The 23,853-nt window shown below is 72.9% G+C and carries 24 protein-coding genes and 1 riboswitch; of the genes, 8 read left to right on the forward strand and 16 right to left on the reverse strand.

Annotated features, from left to right (window positions below; all coding sequences use genetic code 11):
* Positions 1-57: 57 nt before the first annotated feature.
* Both FGW31_RS12880 and FGW31_RS12885 read left to right on the forward strand, forming a co-directional pair.
* Positions 58-684 carry a Uma2 family endonuclease gene (locus FGW31_RS12880; protein ID WP_142193562.1) on the forward strand — a complete coding sequence of 209 codons (627 nt, stop codon included), beginning with the start codon at positions 58-60 and terminating at the stop codon, positions 682-684.
* 78 nt (positions 685-762) lie between these two features.
* Positions 763-1,530, forward strand: coding sequence for a TetR/AcrR family transcriptional regulator (locus FGW31_RS12885; protein WP_142193563.1), 768 nt, complete (start codon positions 763-765; stop codon positions 1,528-1,530).
* Between the two features lie 39 nt (positions 1,531-1,569).
* Here FGW31_RS12885 and FGW31_RS12890 read toward each other — a convergent pair whose 3' ends face one another.
* On the reverse strand, positions 1,570-2,922 hold the full coding sequence (locus FGW31_RS12890; RefSeq protein ID WP_142193564.1) for a metallophosphoesterase: 1,353 nt from the start codon (positions 2,920-2,922) through the stop codon (positions 1,570-1,572).
* Between the two features lie 23 nt (positions 2,923-2,945).
* On the reverse strand, positions 2,946-3,194 hold the full coding sequence (locus tag FGW31_RS12895; RefSeq protein ID WP_142193565.1) for an SCO4848 family membrane protein: 249 nt from the start codon (positions 3,192-3,194) through the stop codon (positions 2,946-2,948).
* 91 nt (positions 3,195-3,285) lie between these two features.
* Between FGW31_RS12895 and FGW31_RS12900 the strand changes: the two genes are divergently transcribed.
* Entirely contained in the window at positions 3,286-4,575 is a 1,290-nt protein-coding gene (locus FGW31_RS12900) for a D-alanyl-D-alanine carboxypeptidase family protein (RefSeq protein WP_325053527.1), read from the forward strand.
* Here the strand turns inward: FGW31_RS12900 and FGW31_RS12905 are convergent.
* Genes FGW31_RS12905 through FGW31_RS12920 form a run of 4 tightly spaced genes read right to left on the reverse strand, consistent with a single transcriptional unit; the run spans position 4,523 to position 7,339 of the window.
* Entirely contained in the window at positions 4,523-5,452 is a 930-nt protein-coding gene (locus FGW31_RS12905) for a YihY/virulence factor BrkB family protein (RefSeq protein ID WP_142193567.1), read from the reverse strand. The genes FGW31_RS12900 and FGW31_RS12905 overlap by 53 nt on opposite strands.
* A complete protein-coding gene (locus FGW31_RS12910) occupies positions 5,440-5,877 on the reverse strand; it encodes a GtrA family protein (RefSeq protein WP_233288594.1) in 438 nt (145 codons plus the stop codon). Before FGW31_RS12910 ends, FGW31_RS12905 begins: the two co-directional genes overlap by 13 nt.
* Entirely contained in the window at positions 5,874-6,800 is a 927-nt protein-coding gene (locus tag FGW31_RS12915; protein WP_220511264.1) for a decaprenyl-phosphate phosphoribosyltransferase, read from the reverse strand. The genes FGW31_RS12910 and FGW31_RS12915 overlap by 4 nt, the downstream gene beginning before the upstream one ends.
* Positions 6,801-6,805: 5 nt before the next feature.
* Positions 6,806-7,339 (reverse strand): phosphatase PAP2 family protein, encoded by a 534-nt coding sequence (locus FGW31_RS12920; RefSeq protein ID WP_142193569.1) that lies wholly within the window; start codon positions 7,337-7,339, stop codon positions 6,806-6,808.
* Between the two features lie 133 nt (positions 7,340-7,472).
* Here FGW31_RS12920 and FGW31_RS12925 point away from each other — a divergent pair, with 133 nt between their 5' ends.
* Complete coding sequence (locus tag FGW31_RS12925) at positions 7,473-8,828, forward strand: FAD-binding oxidoreductase (protein WP_142193570.1); 1,356 nt, start codon at positions 7,473-7,475, stop codon at positions 8,826-8,828.
* A 28-nt stretch (positions 8,829-8,856) separates the two neighbouring features.
* Positions 8,857-9,612 (forward strand): decaprenylphospho-beta-D-erythro-pentofuranosid-2-ulose 2-reductase, encoded by a 756-nt coding sequence (locus FGW31_RS12930; RefSeq protein WP_142193571.1) that lies wholly within the window; start codon positions 8,857-8,859, stop codon positions 9,610-9,612.
* A 35-nt stretch (positions 9,613-9,647) separates the two neighbouring features.
* On the opposite strand, the gene FGW31_RS12935 is transcribed toward FGW31_RS12930, so the two are convergent.
* The 6 genes from FGW31_RS12935 to pdxR form a co-directional block, all read right to left on the reverse strand.
* Positions 9,648-10,226 (reverse strand): 2'-5' RNA ligase family protein, encoded by a 579-nt coding sequence (locus tag FGW31_RS12935; RefSeq protein WP_142193572.1) that lies wholly within the window; start codon positions 10,224-10,226, stop codon positions 9,648-9,650.
* Positions 10,227-10,456: 230 nt separating this feature from the next.
* Positions 10,457-11,467: a tryptophan--tRNA ligase gene (trpS, locus tag FGW31_RS12940; protein ID WP_202431909.1), complete on the reverse strand. Its 1,011-nt coding sequence runs from the start codon at positions 11,465-11,467 to the stop codon at positions 10,457-10,459.
* A gap of 161 nt (positions 11,468-11,628) precedes the next feature.
* Positions 11,629-13,080, reverse strand: a complete 1,452-nt coding sequence (locus tag FGW31_RS12945; RefSeq protein WP_142193574.1) for a glycine hydroxymethyltransferase — start codon at positions 13,078-13,080, stop codon at positions 11,629-11,631.
* A 31-nt stretch (positions 13,081-13,111) separates the two neighbouring features.
* Positions 13,112-13,213: riboswitch (ZMP/ZTP riboswitch) on the reverse strand.
* A gap of 59 nt (positions 13,214-13,272) precedes the next feature.
* A complete protein-coding gene (locus FGW31_RS12950) occupies positions 13,273-14,496 on the reverse strand; it encodes a glutathionylspermidine synthase family protein (protein ID WP_142193575.1) in 1,224 nt (407 codons plus the stop codon).
* A gap of 28 nt (positions 14,497-14,524) precedes the next feature.
* The gene (locus FGW31_RS12955; protein ID WP_142193576.1) at positions 14,525-14,827 is read right to left on the reverse strand and encodes a hypothetical protein; all 303 of its coding nucleotides are present in this window, start codon (positions 14,825-14,827) and stop codon (positions 14,525-14,527) included.
* Between the two features lie 194 nt (positions 14,828-15,021).
* Positions 15,022-16,407, reverse strand: coding sequence for a MocR-like pyridoxine biosynthesis transcription factor PdxR (pdxR, locus tag FGW31_RS12960; RefSeq protein ID WP_142193577.1), 1,386 nt, complete (start codon positions 16,405-16,407; stop codon positions 15,022-15,024).
* 47 nt (positions 16,408-16,454) lie between these two features.
* On the opposite strand from pdxR, the gene FGW31_RS12965 reads away from it, so the two are divergent.
* Genes FGW31_RS12965 through FGW31_RS12975 form a run of 3 tightly spaced genes read left to right on the forward strand, consistent with a single transcriptional unit; the run spans position 16,455 to position 18,153 of the window.
* Complete coding sequence (locus tag FGW31_RS12965; protein WP_142193578.1) at positions 16,455-16,958, forward strand: carboxymuconolactone decarboxylase family protein; 504 nt, start codon at positions 16,455-16,457, stop codon at positions 16,956-16,958.
* Positions 16,955-17,434: a carboxymuconolactone decarboxylase family protein gene (locus FGW31_RS12970; RefSeq protein ID WP_142193579.1), complete on the forward strand. Its 480-nt coding sequence runs from the start codon at positions 16,955-16,957 to the stop codon at positions 17,432-17,434. Before FGW31_RS12965 ends, FGW31_RS12970 begins: the two co-directional genes overlap by 4 nt.
* On the forward strand, positions 17,431-18,153 hold the full coding sequence (locus FGW31_RS12975; RefSeq protein ID WP_142193647.1) for an isocitrate lyase/PEP mutase family protein: 723 nt from the start codon (positions 17,431-17,433) through the stop codon (positions 18,151-18,153). Before FGW31_RS12970 ends, FGW31_RS12975 begins: the two co-directional genes overlap by 4 nt.
* A 3-nt stretch (positions 18,154-18,156) precedes the next feature.
* Here the strand turns inward: FGW31_RS12975 and FGW31_RS12980 are convergent, their stop codons facing one another.
* From FGW31_RS12980 to FGW31_RS12995, 4 genes are read right to left on the reverse strand one after another with little or no spacing between them, the layout of a single operon-like run.
* Positions 18,157-19,113 carry an ABC transporter substrate-binding protein gene (locus FGW31_RS12980; RefSeq protein ID WP_142193580.1) on the reverse strand — a complete coding sequence of 319 codons (957 nt, stop codon included), beginning with the start codon at positions 19,111-19,113 and terminating at the stop codon, positions 18,157-18,159.
* Between the two features lies 1 nt (position 19,114).
* Entirely contained in the window at positions 19,115-21,064 is a 1,950-nt protein-coding gene (locus tag FGW31_RS12985) for an ABC transporter permease (protein ID WP_142193581.1), read from the reverse strand.
* Positions 21,064-22,233 carry a quaternary amine ABC transporter ATP-binding protein gene (locus FGW31_RS12990; RefSeq protein WP_142193582.1) on the reverse strand — a complete coding sequence of 390 codons (1,170 nt, stop codon included), beginning with the start codon at positions 22,231-22,233 and terminating at the stop codon, positions 21,064-21,066. Before FGW31_RS12990 ends, FGW31_RS12985 begins: the two co-directional genes overlap by 1 nt.
* The gene (locus FGW31_RS12995) at positions 22,233-23,786 is read right to left on the reverse strand and encodes a GMC family oxidoreductase (protein WP_142193583.1); all 1,554 of its coding nucleotides are present in this window, start codon (positions 23,784-23,786) and stop codon (positions 22,233-22,235) included. The genes FGW31_RS12990 and FGW31_RS12995 overlap by 1 nt, the downstream gene beginning before the upstream one ends.
* Between the last annotated feature and the right edge of the window lie 67 nt (positions 23,787-23,853).

The following is a 23,853-nucleotide window of genomic DNA, read 5'->3' on the forward strand; positions in this document are numbered from 1 at the left end:
GGACGCGTCCCCGGCCCTACGATGATGCTCTCGACACCCGCCCCTAGGAGGCACGCGATGTCCGCAGCATCCGCCGAGCGGTCCCACGACGAGCGGTCCCACGACGAGCGTCCGCTGATCGCGGAGGCGAACCGCCTCATGGACCGCCTTCCGGGCTACCGCGTCGAGATCATCGGAGGCCAGCTCCTCGTGACCCCGCCACCGGACGTCCCGCACGCCCGCGCCCTGACCAAGCTCATGCGTCCCTTCATCACTGCGGGACTTGACGACGGCGAGACCGAAGTACTCCAGGGCATCGGCCTCTGGCTGCCCACCGACAGCGAGGACTACGCCATCCCCGACCTCGCCGTGGTGGAAGCCGACATCGACGACCACCTCATCGAGAACAACTCCTACGACCCGGTCTGCTTCCGCCTCGTCCTGGAGGTCACCTCCAGCAACTGGAAGAACGACCTCAAGACCAAGGTCGCCGCCTACGCGGAGGCCAAGGTCCCGGTCTATGTCGTCGTCGACCGCAAGCACCAGCGCGTCCACGTCCTGACCGACCCGTCCGGCGACGACTACGCCACGCACCGCTTCCACTCCCCCGGCCAGCAGGTCACCCTCCCCGACTCCATCGGCGCCAAGGTGACCCTGGACGTGGCCGAGATCCTGGCGGCCGGGCAGGCCCGCGGCGACGACTGAGCGGCGCGGCGGTGCAGGCGCCGCAGGGTCCTGCACCGGGGTCCGGGGCCGTCGGTGGCGGCGTTAGGCTCTGTGCCCGTGCCCGCGAAGAACGACGGCCCCGGCGAAGGGGCCGCACCCAGCAAGTCCGAGCAGACCCGCGCCCTGATCCTGCAGACGGCGATGCGGCTGTTCCAGGAGCGCGGGTACGACAGGACGACCATGCGGGCCATCGCCAAGGAGGCCGGTGTCTCCGTCGGCAACGCGTACTACTACTTCGACGGCAAGGAACACCTGATCCAGGGGTTCTACGACCGGATCGCCGCCGAGCACCAGGTGGCCGTGCGCGAGGTGCTGGACCGGGAGACCGATCTGGAGGCCCGGCTCGCGGGCGTACTGAAGGCGTGGCTGGACATCGCCACGCCGTACCACGAGTTCGCGGTGCAGTTCTTCAAGAACGCCGCCGACCCGGACAGCCCGCTCAGCCCCTTCTCCCCCGAGTCGGAGCACGCGCGCGCGGAGGCGATCAGCGTGCACCGGTCGGTGCTGGCCGGCGCCAAGACCAAGGTGCCGGAGGAACTCCGAGACATCCTGCCCGAGTTGATGTGGCTGTCGCAGATGGGCCTCTGCCTGTACTGGATCTTCGACCGCACCGAGGGCCGTGAGCGCAGCTACCGGCTCGCCGAGCGCGGGGCCCGGCTCACCGCGCGAGGTGTCGCCCTGGCCCGCTTCCGGGTGCTGCGGCCCCTGGTGCGCGACGTGTACGAGCTGTTCACGGAGTTCCTGCCGGGCATGACGAAGGCGCTGCCGGACCCGGCGAAGAGGAAGGCACCCGCCGACGACGGGCGCCCGGCCGGCGTCGGCTGACGGCCGCCCGCTCCCACCGGGCCGCCGTGGCCGCGCGCGTCATGCCTGGCGTGACGCCAGTTCGATCACCGTGATGTCGGACGGGGCGCCCACACGGGTCGGCGGGCCCCACGCGCCGGCGCCGCGGCTGACGTAGAGCTGGGTGTCGCCGTAGCGGTCCAGGCCGGCGAGGGTCGGGTTGGCGGCGCCCGCGATCAGGCTGCCCGGCCAGAGCTGGCCGCCGTGCGTGTGGCCGGACAGCTGGAGGTCGACGCCGTGCTCGACGGCCTCGTGGATCATGACCGGCTGGTGGGCGAGGAGCACGCAGGCGCGGGTCCGGTCGCGGTCGCCGAGCGCCTTCGCGTAGTCGGGGCCCTGGCCCCGGTCCTCGCCGGAGATGTCGTTGACGCCCGCGAGGTCGAAGTACGGCAGTTCCGTGCGGTCGTTCTCCAGCGGGCGCAGGCCGAGCCGGCGCACCTCCTCGACCCACTGCTCGGCGCCGGAGAAGTACTCGTGGTTCCCGGTGACGAAGAAGGAGCCGTGACGGGCCGTCAGCTGGGCCAGCGGTGCGGCGGCCGGGCCGAGGTCCTTCACGCTGCCGTCCACCAGGTCGCCGACGACGGCGATCAGGTCGGGCTGGGTGGCGTTGACCGTGTCGACGACCTTCTGCGCGAAGCCCCGGCCGAGGACCGGGCCCAGGTGAATGTCGCTGACCACGGCGATGCGCAGACCGTGCGCGGCGCGCGGCAGCTTGGCGAGCGGCACGGTGACCCGCTTGACCCGCGGCCCGCGCAGCACGCCGTACGTGCCGTAGCCGACGGTGCCCACGGCCGCCGCCGCGGCGGCCCCGCCGACGACCCGGGACACGAACAGGCGGCGGGACGGGCCGGAGGGGGCGGCGGGTGCCAGGTGGGCGCCGGAGGGGGTGCTGCCGGGGCGGTTCTCGGACGGGCCGACGCCGTCGGACGTGGTGTCGGGTGTCGCCGGTTCGGTGCCCGGCGCCGCGGCCGGTCCCCGGCCCGCGCCCTGCCCGGCCGGTATCGGCTCCGGCCGCGCGGGGACGGTCACCGCCTCCTCCTGTGCCGTCCGCGCCCGCCGCTCCAGGACCCGGCGCAGCACCGGGCGCACCAGCTCACCGGCGAGCACCGCCAGCAGCAGGTACAGCGACAGGGCCAGCCACAGGAAGCCGGGCCAGGCCAGGATCTGCTGGAGCCGGAAGGGAGCCCCGCCGCGCTCGGCGACGAACGCGCCGACGGTCAGCACCCAGCCACCGGCGATCACCACCGCGCCCGTGCGGCGCACCGCGCCCGGGCCCGTCGTGGTGTCCCGGAACAGACGCCGCCACACGTACCAGTTGCCCGTCACCAGGACGGCCAGGACCAGTAGCGCGATGAGTACGAAGACGATGGCCACGGTGCGGAGTTCCCTGCTTCCCGTCAGGACGTGCGTGACGTCCGGCTCAGTGCGCGCAAGCCGCGCAACCCGATGCCCCCGATAACCGTCCCCAGTACGAAGGAGACGACGGCGAGCGTCAGATGAACGAAGAAGTAGGCCGTCGGGTGCCCGTCCTCGAACGCGAGTCCGCTGCTGTCCTTGACCAGGTTCTTGACGAAAGTGATCCAGATGACCCAGCTCCACACCCCGAAAGCGAGCAGGAACCAGGAGATGGGGCGGCTGAGCTTCATGCGTCCAGTATCACCGGACGGTGTCCGGTTCCCTGCCCGGGGTGGGGCCCGGGACGGGACTTCGCCGGGCCGGGCATGTACGTTTCCGACCGTGCCAGCTCCCAAGAACGTTTTCGGGCGATCGCTGCTGCTCGCTTCCGCCGTCGCGTTGTCCACCGCGCTGACCGCACCCGTCGCGCTCGCGGCGCCCAAGCCGTCGACGAGTCCGTCGGCCGCTCCCCCGGCGAAGATGTCGACGGTGGGCGGTGCCCGGCTCGGCCGGCCGGGCACCCAGGTCAATCTCGCGAGCGGTGTCCCGGTGCTGCCGAAGGACGTCACGGCCCGGTCCTGGATCGTCGCCGACGCCGAGTCCGGCGAGGTGCTCGCCGCGCACAACGCGCACTGGCGGCTGGCCCCGGCGAGCACCCTGAAGATGCTGTTCGCCGATACGCTGCTGCCGAAGTGGCCCAAGACGACGGAGCACACGGTGCAGCCGTCCGACCTGGCCGGCATCGGCGCCGGTTCCAGCATGGTCGGCATCAAGGAGGACGAGACGTACACCGTCCACGACCTGTGGCTGGGTGTCTTCCTGCGCTCCGGCAACGACGCCGTGCACGTGCTGTCGGCGATGAACGGCGGCGTCAAGAACACCGTCGCGGAGATGAACGAGCACGCCGAGGAGCTCCAGGCCCTCGACACGCACGTGGTCAGCCCCGACGGCTACGACGCCCCGGAGCAGGTCTCCTCCGCCTACGACCTGACCCTGTTCGCCCGCTCCGGGCTGCAGAAGAAGGACTTCCGCGAGTACTGCTCGACCGTCCGGGCCAAGTTCCCCGGCGAGACGAAGAAGAACAAGAAGGGCAAGGAGGTCCGCGAGACCTTCGAGATCCAGAACACCAACCGGCTGCTGGCCGGCGACTCCGACGTGCCCGTCTACCAGGGCATCGCCGGGGTGAAGAACGGCAACACCACCAACGCGGGCGCCACCTTCACCGGGGTCGCCGAGCGCAATGGCAAGGTGCTGCTGGTCACCGTGATGAACCCGCAGAAGGACGAGAGCAACGAGGTCTACAAGGAGACCGCGCGGCTCTTCGACTGGGGTTTCCGGGCGGCCGGCAAGGTCCGGCCGGTGGGTGAGCTGGTGCCGCCGAAGAGCGCCGCGCAGGCCAGTGCCCGGCCGGGCCCTACCGCCTCGTCCGGTGAGGCCGGAGGCGCCGCGGACCAGGTCGGCAAGCCCGGCTCGGACGCCGTGGTGAGCGCCGCGGCGGGCGGCGGCACCGACGGCGTCGGGGTCGCGCTGGGCATCGTCGGCGGCGTGCTGGTGCTGCTGGCGGGCGGTGCGTTCCTGGTCAACCGCCGCTGGCCGCTGCCGGACCTGGTGCGCCGCCGCCCGCGTCCGTGACCGCGTCCGGCGCCGCCGCGTCCTCCTGCTGTCTGCTCCGCGTCGCCGTCCAGGCGGCGCAGAACAGGACGAGTTTCACGGTGAAGTTGATCCACAGCAGCAGGGCCACCGGGACACCGAACGCGCCGTACATGCTCTTCGCGGCCACGCCCTGCACATAGCCGCTGAGCAGCAGCTTCAGCAGTTCGAAGCCGACGGCGCCGGTGAGCGCGGCGACGACCAGGCGGTGCCGGGCGGGTTCGACGCCGGGCAGCAGGGTGAGGACGTACAGCAGGAGCAGGAAGTCGGCGCCGACGGCGACGGCGAACGCCGCGACGTGCAGCACGATGCCGCCCCAGCCGCCCTTCTCCAGCCCGATGGCGTCGCTGATGCGGCCCACCAGCGCGGAGGCGACGGTGGAGGCGACCAGCGTGACCAGGACCGCGCCGCCGAGCCCGACGAGGATGCCCGCGTCCTTGGCCTTGCGCAGCAGCGGGTTCTCGTCCTCGTCGGGCAGCTCCCACACCGCGCGCAGGCACTCGCGCAGCGAACCGGCCCAGCTGATGCCGGTGAACAGCAGGGCGGCACCGGCGATCAGGCCGACGGTGCCGGCGTTCTGCACCAGGCCCTCGACGTCCAGCTGTTCGGAGATCCCGGGCACCTGGTCGGCGATCCTGTCCTGGAGCGTGTCCTGCTGTTCCCGGCTGAGCGTGCCGGCGCCGATCGCGGCGGCCACGGTGAGCAGCGGGAACAGCGCGACGAAGCTCGTGAAGGTCATCGCGGCGGCCAGCCGCGTCCAGTGCACGCGGTCCAGACGCTCGTACGACCGCCATGCGTGGGTGAGCATCAGCCGCGCCAGCCACGGCCCGACGACCGGGAGCCTTTTCAGCCAGTCCATGACCCGACTCTGCCCCCGTTGCGGAAGACCAATGTCCGGGTGCCCCAGAAACGGACCGCGGTGGCCAGCACCATGCCGACGCCGGCGCCGGAGATCGTGTCGGCGCGCTGCGAGGTGAGGCCCAGCCCGTAGTGGCTGACGGCGAGGCAGAGCAGTTGTACGGCGGCGCCGGCGAGGTTGACCGCGAAGAAGACGGCGTAGGGGCGCGGGCCGCGCACGCGCGTGTCGCGGTAGGTGACGTGCGCGTTGCCGGCGTAGGCGACGGTGCAGCCGGCGAGGAAGGACAGTGCCTTGGCGGTGAGCGGGCCGAGTCCGGCGGGGCCGCGCAGCCAGGTGAACAGGGCGAGGTCGACGGCGTAGGCGAGCAGGCCGGCGGTGGCGAAGCCGAGCAGCTCACGCCGGTGGCGGAGCAGACGGTCCTTCACCAGTCCGCCACCGCCAGGGCGTACATCGTCGCCCAGAGCAGGCCGATGAGGGCGAGTGCGCGGTCGCCGAGCACCACGTCCTCCGGTTCGCCCGCGGTGCCGCGGTCGGCGAAGACGGCGTACCGCAGGACGGCGAGGACGAACGCGACCACGGACAGCTGCCGCCAGGGCAGCACGCTGGTGTGCGGGACGCCGCCCTCCTCCAGGGCCCACAGGCAGTAGCCGAGGACGGCGACACCGGCCGCGAGCTGCCAGACGAACCGCAGGTAGCCGGTGCTGTACTCGGTGAGCAGCGCGCGGGTCGCGCCCTGCTTCCCGGCCATCTGCACGGCCTCGGAGTAGCGCTTGGCGGCGACCATGAACAGCGCGCCGAACCCGGTGGTGATCAGGAACCAGCGCGAGAGCGGGATGTCGAGGGCGAGCCCGCCGATCGCCGCCCGCATCAGGAACCCGGTGGTGACGACGACGAGATCGACGACCAGCACGTGCTTGAGGCTGAGGCAGTACGCCAGTTGCATGCCGAGGTAGGCGGCCAGCAGCGCGGCGACCTCGGGCGGGCAGAGCCGGACGGCGGCGACGGGTGCGAGGACGCCGAGGGCGATGCCGGTGGCGTAGGCGACGGGTACGGGGACCTGGCCGGCGGCGACCGGGCGGCGGCACTTGGCGGGGTGAGCGCGGTCGGCCTCGGCGTCGCGGGCGTCGTTGACCAGGTAGACGGCGGCGGCGCAGGCCGTGAACAGCACGAAGACCAGCGTGAGCCGGGTCAGCGCGGCTACCGAGAACAGTTCGCCGGCGGCGGCCGGGGCGGCGATCACCAGCAGGTTCTTGATCCACTGCTTGGGCCGTGCGGTCAGCAGCAGGCCCTTGAGGAGTCCGCCTGCGCCGGACGGTGCGCTCTGTCGTCGGCCGGGGCGCTCGCGCAGCAGGGTCACGCCGGGCCTCCCGTCATCCAGCGGGCGCCGAGCCGGGCCGTCAGCGCGCCCAGGGCGGCGCCGGCCGCCACGTCCGAGGGGTAGTGGACGCCGGCCACCAGGCGGGACAGGCACACGGCCGCGGCGAGCGGCGGCACCGCGCGCGACCCCAGGGCGCCGAAGGCGACGGCGGCGGCCGCCGCTGAGGTGGCGTGCGAGCTGGGGAAGGAGTGCCGGCCGACGGTGCCGACGAGGGGTTCGACATGGGCCGGGCGCGGGCGGCGCACGACGCGCTTCACGCCCATGCTGACGGCGTGGGCGCCCGCGGTGAGCACGGTGCCGCGCAGCCAGGCGCCGCGCCGCGGGCGGTCCACGACGGCTCCGGCGAGTCCCGCCGCGAGCCACAGCGCCCCGTGTTCGCCCGCCCAGGACAGCACGCGGGCGGCACCGGCCACGCGCGGGTCGCCGCCGCACGCCCTGAGGGCGGTGACGATCCGGTGGTCCATGCGGTGGAGACCGCGGGGCCGGCGGAGGTCGTGGTGGTCGTCCATGTGGACTCACTGTCCACGCCCGGCGGGCCGGAACTCGGCCACTCGTGGGCGACATCCCATTAATCACCCGTTTCGGGGATGGGATTGACGTTTCAGAACTATTCGCTCACATACGGGCGTTACGGTCACCGTCATGCCTGCCGACACCGTTTCCGTCACGGGGTGGGGCCGCACCGCTCCCACCACCGCCCGGCTGATCCGCCCGCGGACGTACGAGGAGGCCGCGCTGGCGGTCCGGGACTGCGGGGCCCGCGGGGGCATCGCGCGCGGCCTGGGGCGGGCGTACGGGGACGCGGCGCAGAACGCGGGCGGTGCCGTGCTCGACATGACGGGCCTGGACCGCGTCCATGCGATCGACGCCGACGGCGGCACCGTGCTGTGCGACGCGGGCGTCTCGCTGCACCGGCTGATGGAGGTGCTGCTGCCGCTCGGCTGGTTCGTGCCGGTGACGCCCGGCACCCGGTACGTGACGGTCGGCGGGGCGATCGGCGCCGACATCCACGGCAAGAACCACCACGTCTCCGGCTCCTTCTCGCGCCATGTGCTGTCGCTGGAGCTGCTCACCGCCGACGGGCAGGTGCGCACGGTCGTGCCGGGCACGCCGCTGTTCGACGCGACCGCGGGCGGCATGGGCCTGACCGGGGTGATCCTCACCGCGACGATCCGGCTGCTGCCGGTCGAGACGTCGCTGATGCGGGTCGACACCGAGCGGGCGGGCGACCTGGACGACCTGATGGCCCGGCTGGCCGCCACCGACCACCACTACCGCTACTCGGTCGCCTGGATCGACCTGCTGGCCCGCGGCACGGCCACCGGCCGCGCGGTGCTCACCCGCGGCGACCACGCGCCCCTGGCCGCGCTGCCCCGGCGCTCCCGCGCGCGCCGGGAGCCGCTGTCCTTCCGCACCGCGCGCCTCCCGGCCGCCCCCGCCTTCGTCCCCGAGGGCCTGCTGAGCCGCACCACCGTGGGCCTGTTCAACGAGCTCTGGTACCGCAAGGCGCCCCGCGCGCGGACCGGTCAGCTCCAGCGGATCTCCACGTTCTTCCACCCGCTGGACGGGGTGCCGCACTGGAACCGCGTCTACGGCCGCAGCGGCTTCGTGCAGTACCAGTTCGTCGTGGGCCACGGGCAGGAGGACGCCCTGCGCCGGATCGTGCGCCGGATCTCCGAGCGCCGCTGCCCTTCCTTCCTGGCCGTCCTCAAGCGCTTCGGCGAGGCCGACCCGGGCTGGCTGTCCTTCCCCGTGCCCGGCTGGACCCTGGCCCTGGACATCCCGGCCGCGCTGCCCGGCCTCGGCGGCTTCCTCGACGAGCTGGACGAGGAGGTCGCCGGCGCCGGCGGGCGCGTCTACCTCGCCAAGGACTCCCGGCTGCGCCCGGAGCTGCTCGCCGCCATGTACCCGCGCCTGGACGACTTCCGCGCGCTGCGCGCCGAACTGGACCCGCGCGGGGTGTTCACCTCCGACCTGTCCCGCCGGCTCCACCTGTGACCCGTCGACCCCCTCCCAAGGAGCTGCCGTGAAGGACGCCTTCGGCCTGCCCCAGTCCCTGCTCGTGCTCGGCGGTACGTCCGAGATCGCGCTGGCCACCGCGCGCCGGCTGATCGCGCGCCGCACCCGCACGGTGTGGCTGGCCGGCCGCCCCTCCCCCGATCTGGACCGGGCCGCGGAGGAGTTGCGCGGCCTCGGCGCCGAGGTGCGCACCGTCGCCTTCGACGCGCTCGACCCGGCCGCCCACGAGGAGGCCCTCGGCAAGGTCTTCGCCGAGGGCGACGTCGACATGGTGCTGCTGGCCTTCGGCACCCTGGGCGACCAGGCGCACGACGAACGGGACCCGCGGGCCGCGGTGCGGGTCGCGCAGACCAACTACACCGGCGCCGTCTCCTCGGGTCTGGTGTGCGCGGGCGCGCTCCAGGCGCAGGGTCACGGTTCGCTGGTGGTGCTGTCCTCGGTCGCCGGTGAGCGGGCCCGCCGCGCGAACTTCATCTACGGCTCCAGCAAGGCCGGCCTGGACGCCTTCGCCCAGGGCCTGGGCGACGCCCTGTACGGCACGGGCGTGCACGTCATGGTCGTGCGTCCCGGGTTCGTGCGGACGCGGATGACGGCCGGGCTGCCCGAGGCGCCGTTGGCGACCACGCCGGAGGCGGTCGCGGTCGCCGTGGAGCTGGGGCTGCGGCGGCGTTCGGAGACGGTGTGGGTTCCGGGCGCGCTGCGCGTGGTGATGTCGGCGCTGCGGCATCTGCCGCGGGCGGTGTTCCGGCGGCTGCCGGTCTGAGGCCGGTAAGGGGCCGGCGGGCCGGCCGGCGCGGTTCAGTGGGCGGAGACGGATCCCCGGTCCACGTGCCCGGCCTGCGGGGGCACCACGACGGAGCCGAACGGGAACTCCCGGAGCTTGCGCCACACGCCGTCGGCGCCCTGCTCGTAGAGCGCGAAGCCGGTGCAGGGCCACTCGGCCTCGTAGTCGGCGAGCTCCTCGAAGGCGCGGTCCATGGCCGCCTCCTCGATGCCGTGCGCCACGGTGACGTGCGGGTGGTACGGGAACTGCAGTTCACGCGGGACGGGGCCGGAGGCGTCGCGGACCTGCTGCTGGAGCCGGGTGCAGGCGTCGCCGCCCTCGACGACGCGGACGAAGACCACCGGTGACAGCGGCCGGAAGGTGCCGGTGCCGGACAGCCGCATCGGGAAGGGCCGGCCGGCCGCGGCGACCTCGGCGAGGTGCGCCTCGACGGTCGGCAGGGCGGCCGCGTCGACCTCCGTCGGCGGGAGCAGGGTGACGTGCGTGGGGATGCCGTGCGCCGCGGCGTCACCGAAGCCCGCACGCAGCTGCTGAAGCCGGCTGCCGTGGGGCTCCGGGACCGCGATCGACACGCCGATCGTTACGGTCCCCACGTCGTCTCCTGTCGTTGTGGTGGTGAAACGCGGTGGTGAAGCAGGTGGTCCGCCGGCGCCCCGGGCAGGTGGTCCGGTGACGCCCCGGTGAGCACCGGGTGACCGCCGGAACGGTCACCCGGTTATCGACTGTACGACCACGACCCGGATGCGGGCAGGCGCAACGGGAGTGATGTGCAGCGCGGTGCGGTGGTACGGGTCCGCGCCGTGGGCCGGCGCGGTGCGCCGGTTCAGTGCTTGGCGGGCAGGAAGCCGACCCGGTCGTACGCCTGGGAGAGGGTCTCCGCGGCGACGGCACGCGCCTTCTCCGCGCCCTTGGCCAGGACGGAGTCCAGCGTCTCGGGGTCGTCCAGGTACTGCTGGGTGCGCTCCTTGAACGGCGTCACGAACTCGACCATGACCTCGGCCAGGTCGGTCTTCAGGGCGCCGTAGCCCTTGCCGGCGTACCGTTCCTCCAGCTCGGGGATGTCCGTGCCGGTGAGCGTCGAGTAGATCGTCAGGAGATTGCTCACACCGGGCTTCTCCACGACGTCGTAGCGGATCACCGTGTCGGTGTCGGTGACCGCGCTCTTCACCTTCTTGGCGGTGGTCTTCGGCTCGTCGAGGAGGTTGATGAGGCCCTTCGGCGTGGACGCCGACTTGCTCATCTTGATCGCCGGGTCCTGGAGGTCGTAGATCTTCGCCGTCTCCTTGAGGATGTACGGCTTGGGGACGGTGAAGGTCTCGCCGAACCGGCCGTTGAAGCGCTCGGCGAGGTCGCGGGTCAGCTCGATGTGCTGGCGCTGGTCCTCGCCGACGGGGACCTCGTGGGCCTGGTAGAGCAGGATGTCCGCGACCTGGAGGATCGGGTAGGTGAACAGTCCGACGGAGGCCCGGTCGGCGCCCTGCTTGGCGGACTTGTCCTTGAACTGGGTCATGCGGGAGGCCTCGCCGAAGCCGGTGAGGCAGTTCATGATCCAGGCGAGCTGGGCGTGCTCGGGCACGTGGCTCTGGACGAAGAGGGTGCAGCGGTCCGGGTCGAGGCCGGCGGCCAGCAGCTGGGCGGCGGCCAGCCGGGTGTTGGCGCGCAGCTCCTGCGGGTCCTGCGGAATGGTGATCGCGTGCAGGTCGACGACCATGTAGAACGCGTCGTGGGTCTCCTGCAGGGCCACCCACTGACGGACGGCGCCGAGGTAGTTGCCGAGGTGGAACGAGCCTGCTGTGGGCTGGATTCCGGAGAGCACGCGAGGACGATGCTGCATGGCGAAGCCATTCCCCTGAGGGTGGTGGGAGACGGGCGGGCGGTCAGGAGCCATGCCCCCCATTCTCTCAGAGAGATCGGGGGGCTTACGTGCGTGGGGGAACCGCGGACCGCGCGGGCATGCGGCGGTCCGCGGTTCTCCGGGCGGCCGGCCGGTCCGGCTCAGCCGAGGTCGACCTCGGGGTAGAGCGGGAAGCCCGCCACCAGGTCGGTGGCGCGGCGGGAGATCTCGTCGGCGATCTTGGCGTCGAGGACGTGGGCGGCCTTGGAGGGGGCGCCGGACTTGGTGGTGCCCGGCTCGGTGCCGGTGAGGACGCGGTCGATCAGGCCCGCCACCTCGTCCATCTCGGCGGTGCCCAGACCGCGCGTGGTCAGCGCGGGGGTGCCGATGCGGATGCCGGAGGTGTACCAGGCGCCGTTGGGGTCGGCGGGGATGGCGTTGCGGTTGGTGACGATGCCGGAGTCGAGCAGGGCGGCCTCGGCCTGGCGGCCGGTGAGGCCGTAGGAGGTGGCGACGTCGATCAGGTTGAGGTGGTTGTCGGTGCCGCCGGTGACCAGGGTGGCGCCGCGGCGCATCAGGCCCTCGGCGAGCGCCCGGGAGTTGTCGACGATGCGCCGGGCGTAGTCGCGGAAGGAGTCCTGGCGGGCCTCCGCGAGAGCGACCGCCTTGGCGGCCATGACGTGCGGGAGCGGGCCGCCGAGGACCATCGGGCAGCCGCGGTCGACCTGGTCCTTCAGCGAGTCGTCGCACAGGACCATGCCGCCGCGCGGGCCGCGCAGCGACTTGTGGGTGGTGGTGGTGACGATCTGGGCGTGCGGGACCGGGTCGAAGTCGCCGGTGAGGACCTTGCCGGCGACGAGACCGGCGAAGTGCGCCATGTCGACCATGAGCGTGGCGCCGACCTCGTCGGCGATCTCGCGCATGATCCGGAAGTTCACCAGGCGGGGGTAGGCGGAGTAGCCGGCGACGATGATCAGCGGCTTGAACTCGCGGGCCTGGGCGCGCAGCGCGTCGTAGTCGATGAGGCCGGTGGCCGGGTCGGTGCCGTAGGAGCGCTGGTCGAACATCTTGCCGGAGATGTTCGGGCGGAAGCCGTGGGTGAGGTGGCCGCCGGCGTCCAGGGACATGCCGAGCATGCGCTGGTTGCCGAAGGCCTGGCGCAGCTCGGCCCAGTCGGCGTCGGACAGGTCGTTGACCTGGCGGACGCCCGTCTTCTCCAGGAACGGTGCCTCGACGCGGTCGGCGAGGACGGCCCAGAAGGCGACCAGGTTGGCGTCGATGCCGGAGTGCGGCTGGACGTAGGCGTGGCGGGCGCCGAACAGCTCGCGGGCGTGCTCGGCGGCGAGCGACTCGACGGTGTCGACGTTGCGGCAGCCGGCGTAGAAGCGGCGGCCGACGGTGCCCTCGGCGTACTTGTCGCTGAACCAGTTGCCCATCGCGAGGAGGGTGGCCGGGGAGGCGTAGTTCTCCGAGGCGATCAGCTTGAGCATCTCGCGCTGGTCGGCGACCTCCTGGCCGATGGCGTCGGCGACGCGCGGCTCGACGGCGCGGATCACGTCGAGGGCGGAGCGGAAGGCGGTGGAAGCGGTGGAGAGGGGCTGCTCGGCTGACACGGGGACCTCCGGACGTGGCGTTCGGCGTTCACGGTACGGCCCAGGCGCACGGCACATGTTCCGGACCCGCGGGGTCCGGGGGCCGCTTCCCGATGGTCGGTCCCATCCCAGCACGCCAGTCACGGCCCGTGGCCAGAGTACCGGGCGGCACGGAGTGCCGCGGTGCGGCGTCCACCATGCGAGCGGTGCCGGTCAGAGGATCACGTGCGGCAGGAAGCGGGCGTATTCGTCGGTCACCAGGCCGGAGGACTCGCGGATGCCGAGGCCGGCGGACTCGCTCTCCACGACCCAGGCGCCGAGGACGACGTGGTTGCCGTCGAAGGCGGGCAGCGGGGCGAGCTGCTGGTAGCAGCAGGGCTCGTCGCGCAGGACGGGCGGGCTTCCCGGCTCGTGGATGGTGACACCGGCGCCCTCGCGGCCCAGCAGCGGCTTGGCGACCCAGCCGGCGGTGCTGGCCAGGTCGCGGGGGCCGTCGAGGTACGCGGGCAGGAGGTTGGGGTGGCCGGGGTACAGCTCCCACAGGACGGCCAGCAGTGCCTTGTTGCTGAGGAGCATCTTCCAGGCGGGCTCGATCCACAGCGTGGAGCCGGTGCCGCCGCCGTTGTCGAGGGTGTCGAGGACGTGGCCGGCGAACCGGTCGGTGGTGAGCCACTCCCAGGGGTACAGCTTGAAGATGCTGCGGATGAACCGCAGCTTGGTGTCGACGAAGCGGCCGGACAGGCGGTCCCAGCCGATCTCCTCCACGGAGATCCAGTCGGTGTCGAGGCCGGCCTGCTCGGCGGTCTCCTTGAGGTAGGCGACGGTCATGAGGTCCTCGCCGAGGTCGTCGGCGGAGGAGTGCGCGAAGTACAGCGGGCTGCCCGGCGGGAGCAGCGCCGCCTGCTTCTTCCAGGCGTCGACGAGGCGTTCGTGGAGGGAGTTCCACTGGTCGGCGCCGGGGAAGCGCTCCTCCATCCAGAACCACTGGGGCGAGGCCGCCTCCACCAGCGAGGTCGGGGTGTCGGCGTTGTACTCCAGCAGCTTCGCCGGGCCGGTGCCGTCGTAGCGGAGGTCGAAACGGCCGTAGACGGACGGGAGTTCGGCGCGGCGCTGCCAGGCCTCGGCGACCGCGCGGGCCACCCGCGGGTCGGTGATGCCGAGGTCGGCGAAGCGGTCGGCGGTGACGATGTGCTCGGCGGCGGCGAGGCACATGCGGTGCAGTTCCTCGACGACCTCCTCCAGCGCCTCGACCTCCTCCAGGGAGAACACGTAGTAGGCGCTCTCGTCCCAGTACGGCACCCAGGCGTCGTCGGGGATGGGCTCGCCCGCGGCCCGGGCCGGTTCGAGGGCCTTGGGGAGGGGGAGGGGATAGATGAGTCCCTGCTCCTCGACGGTCTGCTGCCAGTCGGGGCGGGGTGTGATCGTGCGGCGTTCCACGTAGGTGTCCTTCGCCGGTCCGCGCCGCTCAGCCGCCGCCGGAGCCCGAGCAGCCGAAGCCGCCCCGGTCGACGGCCTCGCTGCGGCTGAAGGTGCCGTAGTCGGCGTAGCCGCCGCTGACGTCGGCGTCGTAGTACCAGTCGCCGTCGCCGCTGCTCCTCTTGCAGTTCTTGTCGGCGACGACGCGGTAGCCGTTGATGTAGTCGTAGCTGTCCCGGTCCACGCAGCGCCGGTCCGGGTCCGAACCGCACGCGGACAGCGCCGTCGCGAGGACGCCCATGCCGCCGAGCACCACCGTGCTGGACCGCAGCCGCCGCCTCTTCTCCGCCATGTTCTCCGCTCCCCCATTGTCCGACTGCCGCTCACCGCGCGGCCGTTGCTTCGCGGCTCGCGGCGGCCAGCCTAGAGACAGGCCGTGCGGCGCCTGCGCAGGCCCCCTGCCGATAACGCTTCCCCGCCGTCCTTTTGTGACCCTTGGCGCCGTATGCCGATTCCGGACGTCCGGGGAGGCGCCGTTCCGGACGTTCAGGGGAGGGCTTTGCACAGCGCTTCGAGGGTGCCCGTCCAGGCGTGGTCCGGCGGGGTGGCGTAGCCGACGACCAGGGCGTCGGCCGGGGGGACGTCGGCGGCGGGGTGGCGGAAGCGGGACAGGCCGTGGACGGCGAGGCCCTGCCAGGTGGCGGCGCGGACCACGGACTGCTCGGTGCCGGGCGGCAGCCGCAGCACGGCGTGCAGGCCCGCCGCGATGCCGGTGACCCGCACCTCGGGTGCCCTGGCGGTGACGGCGGCGACGAGGGCGTCGCGGCGGCGCCGGTAGCGCAGGCGGGCGGCGCGGACGTGGCGGTCGTAGGCGCCGGAGGTGAGGAACTCGGCGAGGGTGAGCTGTTCGAGGACGCCGACGGACCGGCCCGCGCCCTGGGCGAGGACGTCCGGCAGCAGGCGTTCGGGCAGCACCATCCAGCCGAGGCGCAGTCCCGGGGCGAGGGACTTGCTGGCCGTGCCGAGGTAGACCACGTGGTCGGGGCCGAGGTCCTGGAGCGCGCCGACGGCCTGGCGGTCGTAGCGGAACTCGCCGTCGTAGTCGTCCTCCAGGATCAGTCCGCCGGTGCGGCGCGCCCAGTCGACCGCCTCGGCGCGGCGTTCCGGGATCAGGGCGCCGCCCAGCGGGAACTGGTGCGCCGGGTTGAGCAGTACCGCGTCGGCGTCGCCGGCGTTCCCGGGACGCGGGCCGGCGTCGTCGAAGGGGAGCGGTGCGGTGCGCAGTCCGGTGCGTTCGACCAGGTCCCAGTGGACGTCGAGGCCGTAGGGCTCCACGGCGAGGGTGCGGGCGCCGCGGGCGTGCAGGGCCGTGCAGAGCAGGCGCAGGCCCTCGGCGAACCCGGCGCAGACGACGAGCCGTTCCGGGTCGGCGCGCACGCCCCGCACCCGGGCGAGGTAGGCGGCGAGGGCCGTGCGCAGTTCGGGCCGGCCGCGTGGATCGCCGTAGCCGAACGCGTCGTTGGGGGCGGCGGTCAGGGCGCGGCGGGCGGCTTTCAGCCATGCGGCGCGGGGGAAGGAGGCAAGGTCGGGAGTGCCGGGGACGAGGTCGTACGGCAGTCGGCCGGGGGCGCGCGGCGGTGCGGCGGGGCGGGCCGGCGGCTGGGGCACCGTGCGGTCGGCGACGCGGGTGCGGGAGCCCTGCCGGGCGGTGAGCCAGCCCTCGGCGACCAGGTCGGCGTAGGCGTCGGCGACGGTGTTGCGGGCGATGCCGAGGTCGGCGGCGAGGGAGCGGGAGGAGGGCAGCGGTGTGCCCGGGGTGAGCCGGCCGGTGCGGACGGCCTCGCGCAGGGCGTCGGTCAGGCCGCGGCGCAGGCCGGGGCCGGTCGGTTCCAGGTGCAGGTCGATGCCGAAAGTGGCCCAGCGTTCCGCCATGGAAGTGGACCATACCGCTGGGCTGCTTCGCTCCTAGGGTCGAGTCCATGACGACGAACGTGGAAACGACCGAGGAATACGCCCCCGAGCTGCCGGTCCGGCTGGAGTGGGCCGAGCACGCCCCGGAGGTGTTCAAGGCGATGGTCCGGCTGGACGCCGCGGCCCGGAAGGGCCTCGATGCCAGGCTGCTGGAACTGGTGAAGATCCGCGCCTCCCAGATCAACCACTGCGCGTTCTGCCTGGACATGCACACCAAGGACGCGCTCGCGGCGGGCGAGAGCGTCGAGCGTCTGGTGCAGCTCAGCGCCTGGGAGGAGTCGCGGCACTTCTACACGGCCAAGGAGCTCGCGGCGCTCGAACTGACGGAGGCCGTCACCGTGCTGACCGACGGCTTCGTGCCCGACGAGGTGTACGAGCGGGCGGCGAAGCACTTCGAGGAGGCGGAGCTGGCGCAGCTGATCGCCTCGATCACGGTGATCAACGCCTGGAACCGGTTCGGTGTGACCTGCCGGAAGACTCCGGGCCACTACCGTCCGGGACAGCACGCGTGACGGCCCGCACGACCCGTCTGGACGACGGGGTCCGCGCGGCGCTGCGGGCGGCGGGCGCCGCGGCCAAGAAGGGCCTCGCCGATCCGGGGCTCGCCGAGCTGGTGCAGATCCGCGCCTCGCAGCTCAACCACTGCGCGTTCTGCCTCGACATGCACCTGGCGATCGCGCGGAAGGACGGGGTGGTGAGCGAGGCGCAGCTCGACCTGCTGGACGCCTGGGAGGAGGCCGGGGACGTCTTCGACGCGCGGGAGCGGGCGGCGCTGGAGCTGACCGAGGCGGTGACCGTCCTGACGGGGGGCACCTCCCGGGCCTGCGGCTCCGGGGGAGGGTTCGTGCCGGACGAGGTGTACGAGCGGGCCGCCCGGCACTTCGACGCGGCCGTACTCGCCCATCTCATCGGTCTGATCATCGTCATCAACAGCTGGAACCGGCTGATGGTCGGCCGGCGGATTCCTCCCGGGAGCACCGAGTGGTGAACAAGGCCGACGTCTTTGGCGCACTGCACCGCAACCGCCTCCCCGGCGATCCCCTGGTCCTGCCCGGCCCGTGGGACGCCGCGAGCGCCCGGGTGTTCGCCGAGGCCGGGTTCCCGGCGCTCGCGACCCCGAGCGCCGGGGTGGCGGCCGCTCTGGGCCACGAGGACGGGCACACCCCGGCGGACGAGATGTTCGCGGCGGTCGCGCGGATCGTGCGGGCGGTGGACGTGCCGGTGTCGGCGGACGTCGAGGGAGGGTACGGGCTGGCGCCGAAGGAGCTGGTGGAACGGCTGCTGGAGGCGGGCGCCGTGGGCTGCAACCTGGAGGACTCCGCGGACGGCGTGCTCAAGGACCCGCGCGAGCACGCGGAGTGGCTGGCCGAGGTGCGGGCGGCGGCCGGCGACCGGCTCTTCCTCAACGCCCGGGTCGACACCTTCGTGCGGGGCGTCACCGACCCGGAACGCGCCATCGAGCGGGCCGCGTTGTACGTGGCCGCGGGCGCCGACTGCGTGTATCCGATCGGCGCCCCGGCCGGCGTACTGCCGCTGCTGCGCTCAGGGATCGAGGGTCCGCTGAACGTGCACGCGCTGCCCGGGGAGGGCCCCTCGCCCGCCGAACTGGGCGAACTCGGGGCCACCCGGATCACGTTCGGGCCCGGACTCCAGCAGCGGGCCACGGCGGCGCTGCGGGAGATCGCGGCCGGACTCCGGACCGGGTGAGGGTCAGGGCAGCCACGCCCGCCAGACGGACTCGTGGCTGTCCACCCACTTCTTCGCCGCCTCCTCGGGCCGCAGCTTCTGCTCGGCGATCATCAGCGAAACCTCGTTCTGGTCCTCCGTCGTCCACCGGAAGTTCTCCAGGAACCGTGCCGCCTTGCCGCCGTCCTTCGCGAAGTCGGCGTTGAGGTACTTCTGCAGCGGGGTGACGGGGTAGGCGCAGGCGACCTTCTCCGGGTCGGCGTCGCACCCTTCCTCGTACGGAGGCAGCTTCACCTCCGTCATGGGGACCTTCTCGAACAGCCACTGGGGTGTGTACCAGTAGGTGAGGAAGGGCTTCTTCTCCTTGGCGAACTGCTTGATCTGGGTGATCTGCGCGGCCTCGGAGCCGGCGAACACCACCCGGTAGTCCAGCTTCAGGTTCTTCACCAGCGCCTTGTCGTTGGTGACGTAGGACGGTGAGCCGTCCATCAGCTGGCCCTTGCCGCCGCTCTCCGGGGTGCGGAACCGCTCGGCGTACTTGTCGAGGTTCTTCCAGTCGGTGACGTCGGGGTGCTCCTTGGCGAAGTACGTCGGCACGAACCAGCCGATGTGCCCGGTGACGCCGAGGTCGCCGCCGCGCGCGATCGTCTTCTTGTCCTCGACGTAGCGCTGCTCCTGCTCGGGGTGGCCCCAGTCCTCCAGGATGGCGTCGACCCGGCCCTGGCTGAGCGCGTCCCAGGCGGGCACCTCGTCGACCTGGACGGTGTCGACGCGGTAGCCGAGTTCGTGCTCCAGCAGGTACTGGGCGACGGCCACGTTGGCCTGCGCGCCCACCCAGGACTGCACGGACAGGGTGACGGTCTTCGCGCCGCGGGCGTTCGCGAACGGTGACGCCTGCTGCGTCATGTCGGCGGCTCCGCAGCCGGTGAGCAGCGCGAGCGCGGACACGCCCGTCACCACCATGGTCGTACGACGTCGCATGTCACGCTCCCTTCTTGGTGCGGCGTCCGGTCGGCTGGGTCACCCGGTCGAGCATCAGGCCCAGGCAGACGATCGCGGCGCCGGCGACCAGGCCGGTCGCCAGGTCGCCCTGGGCCAGGCCGAAGACGACGTCGTAGCCGAGCGCGCCGCCGCCGACCAGGCCGCCGATGATGACGACCGCGAGGACCAGGACGACGCCCTGGTTGACGGCGAGCAGCAGGGCCGGGCGGGCCAGCGGGAGCTGGACCTGGCGCAGTTGCTGGCCGCTGGTGGCGCCGAGCGAGCGGGCGGACTCCAGGGCGGCCGCGTCGACCTGGCGCAGTCCCTGCGCGGTGATGCGGACGACGGCGGGCAGCGCGTAGACGACCGCGGCGGCGACGGCCGGGGCGCGGCCGACGCCGAACAGGGCGACGACCGGGATCAGGTACACGAACTGCGGCATCGTCTGGAACACGTCCAGGACGGGGCGCAGCAGCCGTTCGAAGCGGTCGCTGCGGGCGGCCGCGATGCCGGTGGCGAAGCCGGCGACGAGGGTGACGGCGACGGCGGCGAGGACCTGCGACAGCGTGTCCAGCGACGGCTTCCACACGCCGAGCACACCGATCGCGGCCATGGCGAGGACGGCGGTGAGCGCGGTGCGCCAGGTGCCGATCAGCCAGGCCAGGGCGGCGACCGCCAGCAACACCGACCACCAGGGCAGCCACTGCAGGCCGTCGCGGAGCGGGTCGAGCACCCAGGTGGTGAAGCGGCCCGCCCAGTCGGCGGTGCCGCCGACGACGGGCACGCCGGAGTACAGGTGGGCGGTCATCCAGTCGACGGCCCGGTTCACCGGCTCCGCGATGCCGAGGACCCACCCGTCGGGCCACTCCAGGCGGCCCGCGAACCGTCCGGCGACCGCCACGGCCGCGGTGGCGACGAGGGCGTACGCCCACAGCGCGCGGGCGTTCGGCGCGGGCTCCTGTCCGAGTCGCGCGCCGGCCGCGCCGGTCACCCGGTCGAGGACCACGGCGAGCAGCACGATGGGGATTCCGGCGGCGAGCGCGGCGCCCACGTCGACGGAGGCGAGCGCCTGGTAGACGCGGTCGCCGAGGCCGCCGGCGCCGATCACGGAGGCGATCACGGCCATGGACAGCGCCATCATGATCGTCTGGTTGAGGCCGAGGAGGAGTTCCTTGCGGGCCAGCGGGAGGCGTGCGGTCAGCAGGCGCTGGCGTGCGGTGGCGCCGAGCGACTCGACGGCCTCCAGCACCTCCTTGTCGGCGCCGCGCAGCCCGAGCGCGGTGAGGCGGGCCATGGGCGGGGCGGCGTAGACGACCGTGGCGAGGACGGCGGCGGGTACGCCGATGCCGAAGACCAGGACGACGGGCAGGAGGTAGGCGAAGGCCGGGAGCACCTGCATGGTGTCCAGGACCGGGCGCAGCGCGCGGTCGGTGCGGTCGGACAGTCCGGCGGCCAGCCCGAGCAGCGCGCCGACGACGACGGACGCGGCGACGGCGACGGCCATCAGCGCGAGCGTCTGCATGGTCGGCACCCACATGCCGAGCAGTCCGCAGGCGAGGAACGCGGCGGCGGTCCCGAGGGCGAGCCGGAGGCCGGCGACGCGCCAGGCGACGAGCCCGGCGACCGCGGTCACTCCCGCCCAGCCGACGGCGAGGAGGGCGAGGTAGACGGCGCGTACGGCGACGACGACGGCGTTGCTGACGTGGCCGAAGAAGTACAGGAACAGCGGGTGGCTGTCGCGGTTGTCGATGATCCAGTCGCTGGCCCGGCCGAGGGGCTCGGAGAGGTCGACGGTGAGGGCGGCCGGCCAGGTGCCGCCGCCCCAGCGGGTGACGGCGAGCGGGACGAGGACGGCGGCGATCAGGGCGAGGGCCGCGAGCTTGCGTACGGCCGGACTGGCCGACAGGCCCGGCGGAAACGCCTTTCGGGTGGGGGCCGTGAGCGTTGCCATCACACCGGCTCCTCGCTGGTGGTGGGGGTCTGAGGGGCCGGCTCGCGGCGCCGGGCGGGCACCCCGCCGGCCGGTTCCTCCCCGGCGGCACGGCGGTCCGCGCCAATGTCGGCCACGACCGACAGCAGCCCGTCCGAGTCGACCACGCCCAGGCAGCGGCCGTCGTCCAGGACCCGCGCGGACGTGCCGGCGCGGGCGACCGCCTCGATGGCCTCGGAGACGGTGGCGTCCGGGCGGACGGCCGGGCCTCGGCCGGCCTCCTCGGCGGAGGCGGCCGGGCGCATCGCCGTGCGGACGGTCATGACCTGCTCGCGCGGGACGTCCCGGACGAACGCGCGGACGTAGTCGTCGGCGGGCGAGCCCACGATCTCCTCCGGCGTGCCCAGCTGCACCACGCGGCCGTCGCGCATCAGGGCGATGCGGTCGCCCAGTTTCAGGGCTTCCTGGAGGTCGTGGGTGATGAACACCATCGTGCGGCCCTCCTCGCGGTGCAGCCGCACGACCTCCTCCTGCATGTCGCGCCGGATGAGCGGGTCGAGCGCGCTGAACGGCTCGTCGAAGAGCAGCACCTCGGGGTCGACGGCCAGGGCGCGGGCCAGTCCGACGCGCTGGCGCTGGCCGCCGGAGAGCTGGGCGGGCCTGCGCTGCTCCATGCCCTCCAGGCCGACCTTGGCGACGACCTCGGCGGCCCGCTCGCGCCGCTCGGACCTGCCCATGCCCTGGATCTCCAGGCCGTAGGCGACGTTGTCGAGGACGGTGCGGTGCGGCAGCAGGCCGAAGTGCTGGAAGACCATGGCGGCGCGGTGGCGGCGCAGGGCGCGCAGCCGGGACCGGTCCATGGCGCGGACGTCCTCGCCGTCGATGGCGATGGCGCCGGCGGTCGGCTCGATCAGCCGGGTCAGACAGCGCACCAGCGTGGACTTGCCGGAGCCGGACAGTCCCATGACGACGAAGACCTCGCCCTTGCGCACGTCGAAGGAGACGTCCCGGACGGCGGCCGTGCAGCCGGTGCGGGCGCGCAGCGCGGCCGGGTCGAGGGCGCTCAGTTCGGGGTCGCCGGGCACGCGGTGGGCCTTCGGCCCGAAGACCTTCCACAGGCCGTCGACGGAGAAGACGGGCGCACCGTCCCGGGTTCCGGTGGTGGTGGCGGTGTCGTTGACGGTGCTCATCACGCATCACCGCCGATCAGGTCGACGGCGCGTTCGCCGACCATCAGGACGCCGATCATCGGGTTCACGGCGGTCATGGTCGGGAAGACGGAGGCGTCCGCGATCCGGATGCCCTCCAGGCCGCGGATGCGCAACTGCGGGTCCACGACGGCCTGTTCGTCGTCGGCGGCGCCCATCCGGCAGGTGCCCGCCGGGTGGTAGACGGTGTGCGCGACCTTGCGGGCGTACTCGCCGAGCTCCTCGTCGCCGGTGACGTGCGGGCCGGGGGCCACCTCGCGCTTGAGCCAGCCGGCCAGCGGTTCGGTCCTGGCGATCTCGCGGGCGATGCGGATGCCGTCCACGAGGGTGCGGCCGTCGTAGTCGTCCTCGTCGGTGAAGTAGCGGAAGTCGAGGGCGGGCTTCACGGACGGGTCGGCGCTGGTGAGGTAGAGCCGGCCGCGGGACTTGGGCTTGGGGATGTTCGGGGTCATGGAGACGCCGAACTCGGGCCGTTCGTAGCCCAGTCGCTCCGGATTGTCCGTGAACGGGATCTGGTAGAAGTGGAACATCAGGTCGGGGCCCGCGTGTGCGGGGTCGCGGCGCACGAACAAACCGGCGTCGGAGTCCATCGCGGAGTTCTCCGGGATGGGTCCGTTCGTCTCCCAGACGATCACCGACTCGGGGTGGTCGAGGAGGTTCTCGCCGACGCCCGGGAGGTCGTGCGCGACGGGTATGCCGAGCGCCTCCAGGTCGGCGCGGGGACCGATGCCGGAGTGCAGCAGCAGCCGGGGCGAGTCGACGGCGCCGGCGCACAGCACGACCTCGTTGCGGGCGCGGACGAGGATCTCCTCGCCGTCCTTGGTGCGCACGTGGACGCCCTCGGCGCGGGTGCCGTTCAGCTCCAGCCGGTACGCCCAGGTCTCCAGCAGGATCGTCAGGTTGGGCCGCTCGTCCATCACCGGGTGCAGATACGCCACCGAGGCCGAGGAGCGCTTGTTGTCCTCCGGGTGGTAGGCGAGGTCGAAGAAGCCGACGCCCTCGGTGAACGGCTTCCTGTTGAAGCCCTCCACGCGCGGCACGCCCAGCGCGGCCTGCGCGGAGTCCACGAAGTCACGGGCGATGGCGTTCCGGTCCTTCTCGTCGACCGGGACGATGTTGTTCTTCAGACGGGCGTAGTACGCCTCCATCTGCACCGCGCCCCAGCCCTTGGCGCCGGCCTGCTCCCACTCGTCCCAGTCGGACGGCAGCGGCTTGAAGGCGATGAGCGTGTTGTGGGACGAGCAGCCGCCCAGGACGCGGGCGCGGCTGTGCCGGATGTGCGAGTTGCCGCGCGGCTGCTCGGTGGTCGGGTAGTCGTAGTCGAGTTCACCGCCGAGCAGGCCCATCCAGCGGCGCAGCGTGAGCACGTCGTCGCGGCCGACGTCACTGGGGCCTCCCTCGATGACGGCGACCGTGACGTCCGGGTTCTCCGTCAGCCGGGAGGCGATGACGGAGCCGGCGGTTCCGCCGCCGATGACGACGTAGTCGTAGACGTGTGCGGGGTCCGGTGCGGGTACGTGGGTGTGATCCGGCATGGGGGTGGTACTCCTCCGGGGGACTGGAGACAGGTGCGGGGTGGAGCGGTTGCGGTGCGACGTCGGT

This window comes from Streptomyces calvus (assembly GCF_006782915.1).
Lineage (GTDB): Bacteria > Actinomycetota > Actinomycetes > Streptomycetales > Streptomycetaceae > Streptomyces > Streptomyces calvus.